The sequence below is a fragment of the Methylosarcina fibrata AML-C10 genome (genome assembly GCF_000372865.1).
Lineage (GTDB): Bacteria > Pseudomonadota > Gammaproteobacteria > Methylococcales > Methylomonadaceae > Methylosarcina > Methylosarcina fibrata.
Genome location: NZ_KB889965.1, coordinates 931,334 through 946,087 on the forward strand (window position 1 = coordinate 931,334; position 14,754 = coordinate 946,087).

At 49.5% G+C, this 14,754-nt stretch carries 10 protein-coding genes and 1 CRISPR repeat array (1 of these 11 running past the window's edge); all 10 genes read left to right on the top strand.

Going from position 1 to position 14,754, the window contains the following annotated elements; translation table 11 throughout:
* Position 1: 1 nt before the first annotated feature.
* The 10 genes from cas10 to A3OW_RS0104605 all read left to right on the top strand — a co-directional run bounded on the left by cas10 (position 2) and on the right by A3OW_RS0104605 (position 11,897).
* Positions 2-2,545 carry a type III-A CRISPR-associated protein Cas10/Csm1 gene (gene cas10 / locus A3OW_RS0104560; protein ID WP_020562245.1) on the top strand — a complete coding sequence of 848 codons (2,544 nt, stop codon included), beginning with the start codon at positions 2-4 and terminating at the stop codon, positions 2,543-2,545.
* Complete coding sequence (gene csm2, locus A3OW_RS0104565) at positions 2,538-2,912, top strand: type III-A CRISPR-associated protein Csm2 (protein WP_020562246.1); 375 nt, start codon at positions 2,538-2,540, stop codon at positions 2,910-2,912. The genes cas10 and csm2 overlap by 8 nt, the downstream gene beginning before the upstream one ends.
* A 15-nt stretch (positions 2,913-2,927) precedes the next feature.
* Positions 2,928-3,722, top strand: a complete 795-nt coding sequence (gene csm3, locus A3OW_RS0104570) for a type III-A CRISPR-associated RAMP protein Csm3 (RefSeq protein ID WP_020562247.1) — start codon at positions 2,928-2,930, stop codon at positions 3,720-3,722.
* Between the two features lies 1 nt (position 3,723).
* A complete protein-coding gene (csm4, locus tag A3OW_RS0104575) occupies positions 3,724-4,671 on the top strand; it encodes a type III-A CRISPR-associated RAMP protein Csm4 (RefSeq protein ID WP_020562248.1) in 948 nt (315 codons plus the stop codon).
* 93 nt (positions 4,672-4,764) lie between these two features.
* A complete protein-coding gene (csm5, locus tag A3OW_RS0104580; RefSeq protein WP_020562249.1) occupies positions 4,765-6,195 on the top strand; it encodes a type III-A CRISPR-associated RAMP protein Csm5 in 1,431 nt (476 codons plus the stop codon).
* A gap of 26 nt (positions 6,196-6,221) precedes the next feature.
* A complete protein-coding gene (locus A3OW_RS0104585; protein ID WP_020562250.1) occupies positions 6,222-7,478 on the top strand; it encodes a TIGR02710 family CRISPR-associated CARF protein in 1,257 nt (418 codons plus the stop codon).
* 97 nt (positions 7,479-7,575) lie between these two features.
* On the top strand, positions 7,576-8,118 hold the full coding sequence (locus A3OW_RS0104590; protein WP_232422332.1) for an REP-associated tyrosine transposase: 543 nt from the start codon (positions 7,576-7,578) through the stop codon (positions 8,116-8,118).
* Positions 8,119-8,239: 121 nt separating this feature from the next.
* Positions 8,240-10,357 carry a CRISPR-associated ring nuclease gene (locus tag A3OW_RS0104595; protein WP_020562252.1) on the top strand — a complete coding sequence of 706 codons (2,118 nt, stop codon included), beginning with the start codon at positions 8,240-8,242 and terminating at the stop codon, positions 10,355-10,357.
* A gap of 68 nt (positions 10,358-10,425) precedes the next feature.
* A complete protein-coding gene (csx16, locus tag A3OW_RS0104600; RefSeq protein ID WP_020562253.1) occupies positions 10,426-10,722 on the top strand; it encodes a CRISPR-associated protein Csx16 in 297 nt (98 codons plus the stop codon).
* 41 nt (positions 10,723-10,763) lie between these two features.
* Positions 10,764-11,897, top strand: coding sequence for a Card1-like endonuclease domain-containing protein (locus A3OW_RS0104605; protein ID WP_020562254.1), 1,134 nt, complete (start codon positions 10,764-10,766; stop codon positions 11,895-11,897).
* Between the two features lie 83 nt (positions 11,898-11,980).
* Positions 11,981-14,754: a CRISPR direct-repeat array (repeat unit 37 nt; unit sequence ATTTAAATACCAGACCTTATAAAGAAGGGATTAAGAC) (it continues 787 nt past the right edge of the window).

Genomic DNA, 14,754 nt, shown 5'->3' on the forward strand with positions numbered 1-14,754 from the left:
TATGAAACCATACGATCACGCCGTTTTGGGGTGTTTACTGCATGACATCGGCAAGTTTTTTGAAAGGGCTGAAATGCTAGGGCATTACCGAGATGATACCGAAAAATGCCAGAGTTATTGCCCTAAAAATGCGGAAAAAGGCTATTACTCACATCGGCATGTTTTACATACCTTGGCGTTTTGCGAACTCCTTGCTGAAAAAGTGCCGCAAATACGGCCCGAGGAGCATCAGACGATAGCCACGGCCGATCAGAACTGGGTGAATTTGGCCTCATTTCACCATAATCCTTCGAGCAAGGAAGATAACCACTTGGAAAAACTCGTCCAGGCTGCCGATCATTTTGCGAGTGCCGAACGGGAGCAGGGCAACTTTTACCAACAAGGCATCAATAAAAAAACCAGGCTGGAATCCTTATTAGGCCGGGTAAAAATTGGGGAAATCGCAAGAGACAACGATTCATTTTTACCCTTGTCCCAGTGTGACTTATCAAAGAGTCATATTTTTCCAAAGCGGGCCTCTTTGTCGGGCATGGAAAAAAACGATAAAACCTGGTTATCTCAACAAAGCCTGGCTGCCGATTATCGAAGCATCGCAGAAAAATTCATTGCCGAGCTGGACGGCTTACAAAGTTTCACTGCCAACGTTGCCAAAGAAAAATTAGCGAGGTCGACGATGCGAAGTCTGTTGAGTCTGATGGAGCATTATTTGAGCCAAGTCCCGGCCGCGACTAATGTAATTCATCCCGATATTTCGTTGTTCGACCATTTGCGGATTACGTCATCGATTGGCGAAGGCTTGTACTTATATCACCAACAAATTACCGAGCCTGCGCGCTTTAAAGACGAAAAGACTCCTAAATGGCAATTGGTCTGCGGCGACTTTTCCGGCATCCAAAAATTCATTTACAAAATCACCGGCAAAGGCGCCGCTAAAGGTTTGCGAGGACGTTCATTTTTTATCCAGTTGCTTTGCGATGCCGTGTCCGAGCAAATCATTCGTTCTCTCGGCCTATATCCAACCGCGAGAATCTATTCATCCGGCGGCAAGTTTTATTTGCTGGTACCGTCGCATTTGAAAACTCAGGTGCATAGCATCGCCGATTCTGTCAATAAAGCGTTGCTCGATGAATTTCAGGGCGAAGTCTTTTTAGGCTTGGGTTTTACGGATATATGTGGCGGCGATTTTAAAGAAGGCAACATGGGCAAGCGTTGGAAAGAAGTCAACGAAGACTTGCAGAAACAGCGCTTGCAGCCTTTCAAAGCGCAAGCGAGCGAAGACATCGAATGTTTCGCAGGGCAAGCACAGCACGAATATGGCGCTTGCAGGATTTGCGGACGAGACGATGCGAAGGCCGACATAAACAGCGGGCAAAATTGCAGGCAATGCCAAAATCTGGAAGACATGGGCCAGAAGTTAGCGGACGCTCGCTATTTGTTTTGGGTTTGGGGTGAAAACCGGCCTACTGTAACCAATAAATTTCAAGGCCGTTTTTTTAAGATGCCTTTGCCCGGCACCGATTGTGACTTGTACTTATTGGAGCGAGAGCCGGAATTTAGCGAACTTACCGATTTGACGGAATCGCATTTGGAAGTGCTAAATGAATGGACAGGGTTCAATGCGAACCCGCAAGGTTATTCGCAAGGCATTCGCTATGTCGGCAAGTGGCAGAGTGAGAAAGATAACGGGAGTCGCGATTTCAAGGATTTTGCCGATAGTGCCAAAGGCATAAGCCGTATGGGTATATTGCGCATGGACGTGGACAACCTGGGCGAAATATTCATACGCGGCTTGAACTTCGGCAAAAATAACGAAAGCATGGGCTCCTTATCTCGCGTAGCGACCGTGTCGCGCCAACTGCATTTGTTCTTTGCAGGCTATTTACATCGTATTCTTGATGAGTTTAAACGCAGCCAGATCATTTATGCGGGCGGCGACGACGTCTTCATCATCGGCAGTTGGGACGAATTGCCGTTGGTCGCGCAAAAAATCCGGGATGAATTTAGCCAATACTGCGCCAACAACCCGTGCTTTACGTTATCCGGCGGCATCGCAACAGTCGGAGGCAGATACCCGATTTCACGGGCGGCCGATTTGGCGGGCGAAACCGAAGAACAAGCCAAGCACCTGCAACGAGGGGAGAAGCACAAAGACGCGTTAAGCTTTTTGGAAACTACAATCGGTTGGGAAAGTTTTAATGATGCAGTCCGCTTGCGCGACACTCTGCTGGAAATCGTCAAAAAAACCAACAGCCAGGCCATCATCGACCGCTTGCGGCAAGTCGTGATAGCAGTCGATGAAATCAAAGCCAGGGAAAAGACAGGTAAATTTGAAGAAATGATTTATTGGGACAAATGGCGCTGGCGGCTGGTTTACAACCTGAAGCGCATGGCAAAGCGTTATCCCGAAGTGGAGATCCAACTGGAAGGTTTACAACAGCAATTGATTACCCCGCAAACTCTGGCTAACAGGCAGCCGGTCATGGAATGGCTGCAATTGCCGGTACGTTGGGCCGAATTCTTAATGAGGAGCAAAACGAATGACTGAAGAAATCAAATCGTTCATCCAGCGTGATGACACCGCTAAGCAAATGGTTTCGTTTGCTGCAAACTTGGCGAAAAACATTGCTCGTGATGTAAGCACATCTCAAATCCGTAACGCCTATGGAACTGTCAAAAAACTGGAAATGCAAAGCGTATTCACTGACAAGGCGCATCGCGAGCTATTGCTATTAAAACCAAAGCTTGCCTATGCGCGTGGCCGTGCACAAAAAAAAGACGCGTTCAAAATGCTGGAAGATGCTTTAGGCGCGGCCATCGACGCTGTCGACGTCAAACAACCCGAAACCTTCAAGCGTTTTTGCAATTTTTTCGAGGCAATACTTGCTTATCACAAAGCCAACGGCGGCAAATAATCAAGGGACACTACCATGAGCGAACAAACCAATCCAAAACTCAAAAGCAAAATCTTTATCCGCGGCACAATCAAAGCTTTGACCGGCTTGCACATCGGCGGCAACTCCATCGGTATGGCGATTGGCGGTGCGGATAAAGTCGTGGTCAGAAATCCGCTGACCAATGAACCTTATATTCCGGGATCGTCTTTGCGCGGAAAAATGCGCTCTTTATTGGAAAGGGCGCGAGGCGATGAAAAACATAATCCCAAGGAAGGCGGCTTCAGTTTTAAAGAAGGCAAGCTTGAAGCTTCAGCAGGTATCAATCCTGAATCCATGCTCGGTAAATTGTTCGGTGTATCCGCCGACAAAAACAACGGCCAACCCACCCGTCTGATGGTCCGCGATGCCCATTTGACTCCTGCCAGCAAAAAGCAACTGGAAAACGCTCCCAATACCGACATGCCGATGACCGAGGTTAAAACCGAGGTCAACATCGACCGTATTACTTCGGCGGCCATTCCTCGCCAATTCGAGCGGGTGCCGGCCGGTGCGGAATTTAATTTCGAACTGGTGTTGACCTTGCTCGAAGGCGACGACGAAACCCAATTTTTGAATTTGATTCGCGAAGGGCTTGAGTTGGTGCAGCATGACAGCCTGGGTGGTCACGGTTCGCGCGGCTACGGCGCGGTCGAGTTTGTCGTGCAAAAGTTGCAGGAACGCACTATGCAGCATTATCAAAAAGGCGAAGCGGCAGCCGATGTCAACGAAACCTTGATGGCTTTATTCGCCGGTTTACAGCCCAAGTCCGAAGTAGCGGCAGGAGCCTGAAATGCGCTGCTATCGGCTCACTTTCGAGGCTCCGTTTCACGTCGATAGTCGCGGCAATGACTTTTACGAGGAAAGCAACAGCTTTATCCATTCCGACACATTGAGCGCGGCGATTTTGGCGACTTGGGCATTGATTTGGCCCGAACAAATCGCCAAACAAGCGCAACATCCGTCGTTTCGGATTAGCTCGGCGTTTCCGTTTTACCGGAATTGTTATTTTTTACCGCGTGTGTTGAGTAGTCTGGCTACCTCTCCAAAGCAATCAAAAGATGCCAAAAAACTGAAAAAAATTCAATGGCTGGACAGCAACCTCTGGCATGAATCCTTGACCGATCCGGATTGGGCGGAACGGATCGACTTGAAAAATGATGTGTGTCAAAGCGTTCTGGCGAGCACGTCTACCAAGCTGCCAGAAAAACTTTGGGTGGAAGAGGAACGGCCCCGCTTGGCGATCGACCGCATCGACAACCAAGCGGCGGAAAGCCTCATCTTCAACTTCAGCCGGATATGGTTCGATAAAAAGGGCGGCCTGTACTTTTTGGCAGTCTTCAATGATGAATCCAGCCGCCGGCAATTTGAAACCGCGCTGCACATACTCGGCGACAGCGGCATTGGCGCTGACCGTACCAGCGGCAACGGCTGCTTTACCTGGACAGCCGGTCAAGTACCCGATTTACAACTGGCTGAACAGGGCGAATCGGTAACGCTGTCATTGGTGAATCCCGATCCCGGCGATTGCCAAACCGGCTGGCTGGAAGGATCGGCATACAAACTGGTTTCGCGTGGCGGTTGGATCGGCAACACGGGTTTGCGTAAAAAAAGGCTGCGGATGTTCAGCGAAGGCAGCGTATTTTCAAGGCCATTGCAAGGTCGCGTTGTCGATGTATCGACTAACGCAACACAAAGTGTTTTTCGTGACGGCCGCGGTTTTTTCGTCCAACCACGGTAAGACTTGTTTTGTAGGAGCGACGCGAGTCGCGATTTGACGGTATTGGGTCGCGACTCGCGTCGCTCCTACAGCAATAACAATAGGGTCATCAAGATGAAAGGTATCAATCAGTCGGTTAGATTAGGGCTGGAAATTTTAACGCCCACGCAAGCGGGTTCGGGCGCGGAACTATTCAAAGAACTGGACTATATCGACCGCGGCGGCATGGCTTTTGTCGTCGATCAGCAAGCCAGTTTCAATGCGGTGGCCTCCGGCAATTTGGCGTTGGATGCCGATGCCAAGCTATTGTCCGGCGCTCATCTGAGTGATTTGGTCAATGCGGCGGGCCAGGATTTCGGTTACCGCTTACCGTGGCTGGCAACCGCGCAAAAAGTGCCGGACAAATTTCGCGAGCATTTGAAAGATACAATGAATCGTCCGTATTTGCCCGGTTCGGCGATCAAAGGCGCGATTCGTACGGCACTGATTGCGGAATGGTTGCGTTCCGTTAGAGAAACGCCGAGTTTGTCGTTGCAAATTCAAGAGTTATTACCAAAGAGAGATAGAAAAGGTAATGCTCCAAGAGCTAAAGCTGCCGATGACAGGTTATTGGCAGCCTTGCTCGGCAACGATGCCAAACAAGATATTTTTCGCGTGTTCAAAGTCAAAGATACGTTATTTGCGGATACGGATTTACGCTTGGCCGATATTCGCTGGCTCAATGAAAAGCGTTGGCGCAGCATGAGTAAGCGAAATAGTCTCGACAATTGGCAGCAAGCCGATGGAATTTATGCCGAAGTACTGCAATCCGGCGCACTGGGTCTAGTAACCCTGCAATGGGACGGTTTTTTGTTGAGCGATATCAGCAGTTGGCAACAGAACGGTGCGGTTTCATCCATCGCGCCGAAAGATTTTGGCGACCTCAAACAACGTCTTAACCAACACGCAAAATATCGTCTGCAAAAGGAAATCCAGTTTTATAAAGATCAAGGCAAGTCAGCACCGGAACAGGAATGCCACCGGCTTCTGAAAATGATCGAAACAGACCAACAGGCGGCTTACCTGCAAATGTCCTGGGGCAGCGGCTGGCGCGGCATGACCGGCGACTGGGCCTCTCAAGAATTAGTTGAAAAATTTAGAGAACTTTACCCTAAAGACATGGGAAGGCCAGGAAAAATTTTTCCTAAAACTAGGCGCTTGGTTGTTTCCGGCGAACCTAAATTCCCCTTAGGTTGGGTCAGATTGTTATCGTATGACTTGGTAGCCGATAAATTGGAAAAGCAGCAAATCGATCAACAGGCAGTTGCATCTCAATCAGCCTGGGTCAATCAAAAACTCGCACAAATCGCGCAACAAAACCGCAGTTCGAAAAAAGAGGCATTACGCGGCAAAGCCTTGGCCCAAGCGTGGCAAGAGATGCCGGACGGCGAAGAAAAACAAGCAGCTTTGTCGGACATCAAACGCCGTTGGCAGAATGAAAACTGGTGGGACGAGCCCAATGGAAAAGCCGCCAAACAAGCAAAAACGATATACGAACAAAGTTGATTCAACGATCATCAGGACAAAACAACATGCCCCAAATCCTTCTCAGCACCGTCGGCGGCAGCCATCAGCCCATCGTCAGCGCGATCAACGAATTGCGCCCCGATTTTGTCGTTTTCATTTGCACCGGTAAAGACCCGGCTACCGGCCGCACGGGATCCGACAGCCAGATCGAAGGCAGGGGCAATTGCATCAAGGCACATCCTCACGACGACAAGCCCACGCTGCCGAGCATTCCCAATCAAACCGGCCTTTTGCCCGAGCAATACCAGGTCGTGTTGACCCTGTCCGACGATCTCGACCGGATTTATCTCGATTGCCATCGAACCATCGAAGAAATCTCTCAACGCTTTCCCGATGCACGAATAGTTGCCGATTTTACCGGCGGCACCAAATCGATGAGCGCCGGCCTGATCATGGCCGCCCTGGAACACCCGGACGTCGACTTGCAGCTTGTCACCGGCAGCCGCGCCGACTTGGTCAAGGTGCAGGACGGTTCGCAATTTGCCGCCCTAGCCAACAGCGAGCAAATCCGCTTTCAGAGGCTGATTGCGCCGTATAAACAGGCCTGGAGCCGATTCGCCTACAGCGAAGCCGAAGCCGGGCTCAAACAACTCAAGCCGCCAAGCAATTCAGAGCTGCGCGGCCAATACACCCGCTTTCGCGAACTCAGCCGCGCCTTTGCCGAATGGGACAACTTCAATCATCATCTTGCTTTCAACATTTTGCAAACCTATGCTAACAAGGAATTGTCGCCTTACCTGACCATTGCCAGAACGCTCAACGACAGCAATTCCGCCCGATGCGATGCCGCCCGCCTGTTCGATCTCTACTGCAACGCCGAACGCCGCGCCGAGCAAGGCCGCTACGACGACGCGGTTGCCCGCGTTTACCGCCTGATCGAATGGACCGCCCAGTGGCTGCTAAAGATTCACTGCGGGCTTGATACATCCGATGTCAAGGAAACGGAAATACCCGAGGGAATCAAGTTGACTCAAAATCAGCAAAACCAATGGCAAGCCGGATTATTCAATGCCTGGCAATTGGTCAGGCTTAAAACCCAGGGCGCAGCGGCACAATTCATTCAAAGAGAAGAAAACAGACTGCTTGATCACCTCAAGATCCGCAATCATTCGATTCTGGCGCACGGCTTTGAGCCGGTCAAACAAAGCGACTGGCAGACATTGCAAATCTGGATGAAGCAGCGATTCATGCCGATGCTGCTGGCGGAGGGGAAAAGGGTTGGCCTAAAAGAAATTCCGATGCAGCTACCTTCCAAATATTGACGTGGTCGAAGTTTTTAGTCGCGACTGTGCGTCGCTCCTACAAGAAATGCTCATCCTGAATGCCGGTAGGAGCGACGCCCAGTCGCGACGACAAGAAATGCCCATTCTGCATGCCGGTAGGAGCGACGCCCAGTCGCGACGACAAGAAATGCCCATCCTGCATGCCGGTAGGAGCGACGCCCAGTCGCGACCCAAAATATCACAGCCTCCTCACGGCAGCGCGTTGCGCAAAGGCCGGCATTCGATTCCCAATCAAATCTATCTCGTTACGACGGTGACGCAAAACCGCCTGCCGGTGTTCGCCGATTTTCACTCCGCGCGGATTTTGGTCAAGGTTCTGAAAACCGAACATCAGTTGCACAGAGCCGAAACCCTTGCTTTTGTCGTCATGCCTGACCATTTGCACTGGCTGATGCAATTGGGCTCTGTTCGCGTGTTGTCTCGGGTGGTCCAAAGCGTCAAGGCCGCGTCCGCGCAAAAAATTGGCAAGCCCATCTGGCAAGCCGGCTATCATGACCATGCTTTGCGCCGGGAAGAAGATTTGCCGGCGGTTGCGCGCTATCTTGTCGCCAATCCGCTGCGCGCCGGTTTGGTTTCACGGATCGGCGATTATCCGCATTGGGATGCGACATGGTTGTGATGGTCTTTCAAATCTTTCAAGTCGCGACTGGGCGTCGCTCCTACTGGCATTGTGATTGCTCACATAGGCATGGTAGGAGCGACGCCCAGTCGCGACCAAAACCCGTTAAATTATTAAAACCATGAGCAAAAACATACTCCTTTGTACGCTCGGCACCAGTTGGGCGGTCATTCCCGAAGCCTACGCTTTTCTGGCTCCTGAGCGTTTGCCTCTGTTTGAAAACCACCCTGAACGGCCCAAACTGCTCGACCTAAAAAATAGTTACAATCTTCAGGCTCCGGATGAAATATGGGTCTGCACCACGCAGGGCACGCAAGACAGTCTGCAATGCTTAATGGACTGGATCAGTCAATGCGCAAATCCACCCGTGCTGCGCGTATGGCAGACCGAACAGACCGATCAGCTCGCCAGCCAGGAAGAATGCGCAAGGATCAAGGAGTTGATCGCCAGAGCCTGCCTCAAGGCCCATCAGTATGCGGCCGAAAACCGCGGCGCCGGCCGACGCGACCAAGTCGTCCTGTCTCTCGCCGGCGGCCGCAAGACCATGAGCGCCGATCTGCAATGGGCCGGGTCTCTGTTCGGCTGCGAGGCGCTGCTGCACGTGATCAGTGCGGACAAACTGCCGGTTGAACTGTATAAGGCGAAACCGGAGCTAATGACCCAAGCCTTGCCCGATGATCTGGCTCGGCTGATTACGCCGCTGGTCGCCGGACAAACGGCGCGCAGCGACTTGCTCGACATTCGAGTCGATCAAGCGGGACCGATTTGCAGCGAAGACTATCCTCTCCGTTTGCCGAATGCCAATCAAACGATCATCTTTCAAAGCCGTCCGCCTTCGCTGGTCGACGAGCTCAACCAGCGCGAACGGGCCAGCAGCCGCCTGTTCGGGAATTTTCTTCAGGATTTGAGCCGCGGCGAACGGCACGAAAACTGGCGCAGCCTCTACCGGTTGCCGCCGAGGATCATCCAGACGCTGCGGGAAACCCGCATTAATGACAGCCACAGAGACTGGCTCGTCCAGCTTCCCAAAGCCGATCTGCACCGGCATCTGGGCGGCTGTCTCGAACTGAACGCACAGCGACGAGTGGGCCTGGCGATCTGGCAGTCATTGACGCCGAAACAACAAAAGGAAGCTCTCGATCGATGCGCCCCATTGCTGAAATGCGTCCGATGGGACTGGAATTGGCCCAAAATAGTGAACAATGCTTCAGGCGAACGAAGCCATAATACGGCCGCCTTACTGGTGGAAGCTTCCGACGAACAACTGAACTCGAACCTCTGGCAAAGCACCCTGCCCCGCCTGGCCTTGAAGCAAAGTGGCCATGGTTTCGCCGCTTATGAACGCCCCGGCGAACTGACCGGCTCGGCGGTGCTGTCGCATCCCGCCGCCATTGAGCCTTATGCGGAAACGATCGTGCAACAGGCCGTCGGCGAAGGCCTGGCTTATGTCGAACTGCGAGGAAGTCCCCAGAAATACAACAATACCAACGGACTGGAATTTTTAAGGCAGTTCCATCGGGCGTTGACCCGTGCGGCGGCAAGCTTGCCGATTACGCAAAAACCTCAATTCCGCTTTATCATCATCGTCGACCGCCGCCACGATGCGGCCCAAGTCGAGGCCACGTTAAAAATGGCTGTCGAAGCAAAACAAGAGTGGCCGGATTTCGTGGTCGGACTGGATATGGCCGGCGATGAAAAACACGCCCGGCCGGAAGCCATCGCGCATCTGTTCACGCCCGTTTTCGAACAGTGCATGCCGCTGACCATCCACGCCGGCGAGGGCGAAGACGCCGAATCGATCTGGCAGGCGGCTTATCATCTGCACGCCGACCGCATCGGCCACGGCCTGACCATTAACGACAACGCCAAACTGGCTCGGCGTTTTCGCGACCGTAACATCTGTCTGGAACTTTGCCCGACCTCCAACCGGGAAGTCGTCGGCTATCGCGATTCACGCTATCCGGAAAGCGGCGATTATCCTTTGTATCCGCTGCTGGAACTGTGGCAAAAGGGACTGCCGCTGACGCTGTGCACCGACAATCCGGGCATCAGCCGCACCAGCCTGGCCGACGAATATCTGGCGGCGGCCAGAATGACGGACGGAAAACTGAGTCAATGGGATGCGCTGGCAATGATCAAGCAGGGTTTCGTCCATGGTTTTATGAACGGAGACGATAAAGAAACGTTGTTGAAACAAGTCGATGCCGAGCTTTATCAACAGTTATCGACTCAAAAATAAACAGCGATCAAGCTTTTTAACGCAAACCAACACGGCACCGCCATTAACCGATTCAATCAATACGGAAAATGACCATCTATTTCATCTCCCGGCATCCGGGCGCCATTGCCTGGGCTGAACGGCAAAATATCAAAGTCGACTGTCAACTTGCGCATCTGGACATTGCCTTGATCCAGGCCGGCGATACGGTCATCGGCAGCCTGCCGGTCAATCTGGCCGCCGAGGTTTGCGCTAAAAATGCCCGGTATATTCATTTGTCCCTGGATTTGCCTTTTAACGCCCGCGGAGTCGAACTGGACGCGGACGCCATGCAACTTTACGGTGCCAAGGTCGAAGAATATCTGATAACCAGGGCAACCCCCTGATCTTCGTTCAACCCCAGCCATTCTACGGAGCCTGCACGATTATGAACAGACCCATCCATCTCCTCCTCGTTTCCGCCCAAGCCGTGCCGAACATCACGCCGGTGCTGGACGACAGCTTCAAACCCGGCAAAGTGATCATGCTGGTCAGCTCCGACATGCGCCAACGGGCCGACTGGCTGGAAACCGTCATCAAAAAAAGGAATGTCGGCACCGAGCGCTGGCCCATTGACGATCCGTGGGACATCGAGCACATACGCGATCGCGTCTTCGAACTGCTGGGCCGGCAACCGGCCGATTCGATGGCGCTGAACGCCACCGGCGGCACCAAGCCGATGAGCATCGCCGCCTATGAGACTTTTCGCCTGTTCGAACAACCGATCTACTACGTCCACCCGGAACAGGACCGGATCATCTGGATGTATCCGCCCAATCAGCCCGGACTGAAATTGGCCGACCGCATCAAGTTGCCCGAATTCCTCCAGGCCTATGGCGCCGCCGTCATCCGGCAAGGCAGCAAACTCGGCGTTCCCAGGCATTACCGTGATCTGACCGAAACGCTCATACGAGACATCGACATTTACGAAAAGCCGTTGAGGACCCTGAATTTTCATGCCGCCCGGGCCGAAAACCGGCTGACGGCGGAACTTGCCGAGTATGAAACGAAGGACCGGCACGTGCGAAATCTGATTCAACTGTTTGCCGAGACCGGACTCCTGTCGCTGTCGAACGGCAAGCTTGCCTTTGCCGACGAAGAGGCGCGCTTTTTCGTTAACGGCGGCTGGCTGGAACAACATGTTTACGGACTTTGCCTTAATCTGAAACTTGCCCATGGCATTCAGGACATCGGCAGAAGCATCCAGGTGGAGCGGCTGCAAAACGATCCGGTAAAAAACGAGCTCGACGTAGCCTTCCTCAAGGAAAACCGTCTTTATCTGATCGAATGTAAAACCAAAGTATTCAGCGGCAACGATCCCGCGCATGGCGACGGTGCGCAAACGCTGTACAAACTGGACACGCTAAAAGACCTGGGCGGTTTGCAAGCCCGAACAATGCTGGTAAGCTTTACCCGCCCAAGACCGCACGACCTGCAACGCGCCGGCGACCTCGGCATTAGGGTCTGCTGTCATCGGGATTTGCATCACCTGAAAGATCATTTACAGGCATGGATCAAATGAAACCGGTTAACTTTGAAAAAGCGCAAAAACTCCTCAACCCCATCCGTAATCCATTGAATAAAAAAGGAGAATGCCGCCGAGCCATTTAAATACCAGACCTTATAAAGAAGGGATTAAGACTTAGCCTCGCTGCCAGACGTTCGGCGCGGCGTTATTTAAATACCAGACCTTATAAAGAAGGGATTAAGACCGCCGCTACTTGGCGCTCAACCTGCCGAGTCTCCATTTAAATACCAGACCTTATAAAGAAGGGATTAAGACCTATTGCCTGAACCGAATGCGCCGAGCCATCTATTTAAATACCAGACCTTATAAAGAAGGGATTAAGACCTCCTGTTTATCCACGCACATCAATAACTTCGAAAATTTAAATACCAGACCTTATAAAGAAGGGATTAAGACGTCGGTAAATCTCACCTGTTTCCTGTGGCTCCATTTAAATACCAGACCTTATAAAGAAGGGATTAAGACAACCGTGAGCAGTCGAGACAGCAGACCATCAAAAATTTAAATACCAGACCTTATAAAGAAGGGATTAAGACCCTCTGCTCTCCGGTTAGTTGTAATCCGTCTCTAATTTAAATACCAGACCTTATAAAGAAGGGATTAAGACCCATACTCAGTTTGAAATCGCCGCCGCATACCATTTAAATACCAGACCTTATAAAGAAGGGATTAAGACTGGAGGCATTTTTGGCTTGCTCGAACAGGTTTCTATTTAAATACCAGACCTTATAAAGAAGGGATTAAGACCATGGCCGACGTTTTTATCTACGCTCAGATCCGAATTTAAATACCAGACCTTATAAAGAAGGGATTAAGACGGATTTTTCTTTTTCTCATTGCACCCCAATAGATTTAAATACCAGACCTTATAAAGAAGGGATTAAGACCTTTTTGCAGGGCTTCGTTCGAAATATCTTATTTAAATACCAGACCTTATAAAGAAGGGATTAAGACAAGGCCCTTCGGGGCCTTTAGTCACACTCCACATTTAAATACCAGACCTTATAAAGAAGGGATTAAGACCTGATATTTGGTTTGTACCCGGTCATGGCGGTTGATTTAAATACCAGACCTTATAAAGAAGGGATTAAGACAAAGCAGCCTCGATCATTACCGCTCGGCTTTCATATTTAAATACCAGACCTTATAAAGAAGGGATTAAGACTCTGCAATGACCATCATTGTTTCTGTGTTGTATAATTTAAATACCAGACCTTATAAAGAAGGGATTAAGACTGTGTTGTATACGTATGCTTTCATCTCTGCTCTCCATTTAAATACCAGACCTTATAAAGAAGGGATTAAGACTAATCTTTCGTCAATAATTGCAAAAAGAGGAATTTAAATACCAGACCTTATAAAGAAGGGATTAAGACTTGCTGGTTGAGAAAATGTAGTCATTTCTGCTATTTAAATACCAGACCTTATAAAGAAGGGATTAAGACGCAACTCGTTGTCCCACTGTGCGCCCTGCCATATTTAAATACCAGACCTTATAAAGAAGGGATTAAGACGGTTCCAAAAATTGATAAACTTCTGCCAATTCAGAATTTAAATACCAGACCTTATAAAGAAGGGATTAAGACGAAACGGAAGTTGTGATGTTTTGAGTAGTCATGGATTTAAATACCAGACCTTATAAAGAAGGGATTAAGACGGAGTAAAATTTTCCCGTTTCAGATTGTGCCACTATTTAAATACCAGACCTTATAAAGAAGGGATTAAGACCGTGACAAACGCGGTCTTGTTTTTTCAATTGCGTTGATTTAAATACCAGACCTTATAAAGAAGGGATTAAGACCTTCGGGGCTTTCTTTTTGTCCGTCGGTTCGCATTTAAATACCAGACCTTATAAAGAAGGGATTAAGACTACCGCGCAAAGTGTATAACGCGGTATTGTTTTTGATTTAAATACCAGACCTTATAAAGAAGGGATTAAGACTTACCTATATAAGAGATAGGTAGGGGAACTTTATTTAAATACCAGACCTTATAAAGAAGGGATTAAGACAACCATTCCAGCCAAAAGAACGGGAATAATATTTATTTAAATACCAGACCTTATAAAGAAGGGATTAAGACCCACATAATAACCTTCAATCATGATACTCTCCTATTTAAATACCAGACCTTATAAAGAAGGGATTAAGACGAAAGCTTCAAGCGCTTTCAGCGATGAACTCGATTTAAATACCAGACCTTATAAAGAAGGGATTAAGACATAATTTCCCCACCAACATCCTGAAGCATTACATTTAAATACCAGACCTTATAAAGAAGGGATTAAGACGGTTATTACCAACATATCCAATCGCAAAAAGACCATTTAAATACCAGACCTTATAAAGAAGGGATTAAGACGGTAGGTACACACAAAGGAGCTATCTTTGTTCGTATTTAAATACCAGACCTTATAAAGAAGGGATTAAGACTTTTTTTACTCCGTTATTATGAATACAGCCGGAAATTTAAATACCAGACCTTATAAAGAAGGGATTAAGACATGAACTCGATTGCGTTTGTGAGCTTTCGGCCATTTAAATACCAGACCTTATAAAGAAGGGATTAAGACGGCTCTTCTAATTTATATTCCCCAAGCCCAACTACATTTAAATACCAGACCTTATAAAGAAGGGATTAAGACAACGTATTTGGAATACAACGAATTAATGGCAAATTATTTAAATACCAGACCTTATAAAGAAGGGATTAAGACTCAGAAAAATCTTCATAAGGATATGTTATTGTTGGATTTAAATACCAGACCTTATAAAGAAGGGATTAAGACGTTTTTTCATGGATGTAGTGGTTACCGTCATAGATTTAAATACCAGACCTTATAAAGAAGGGA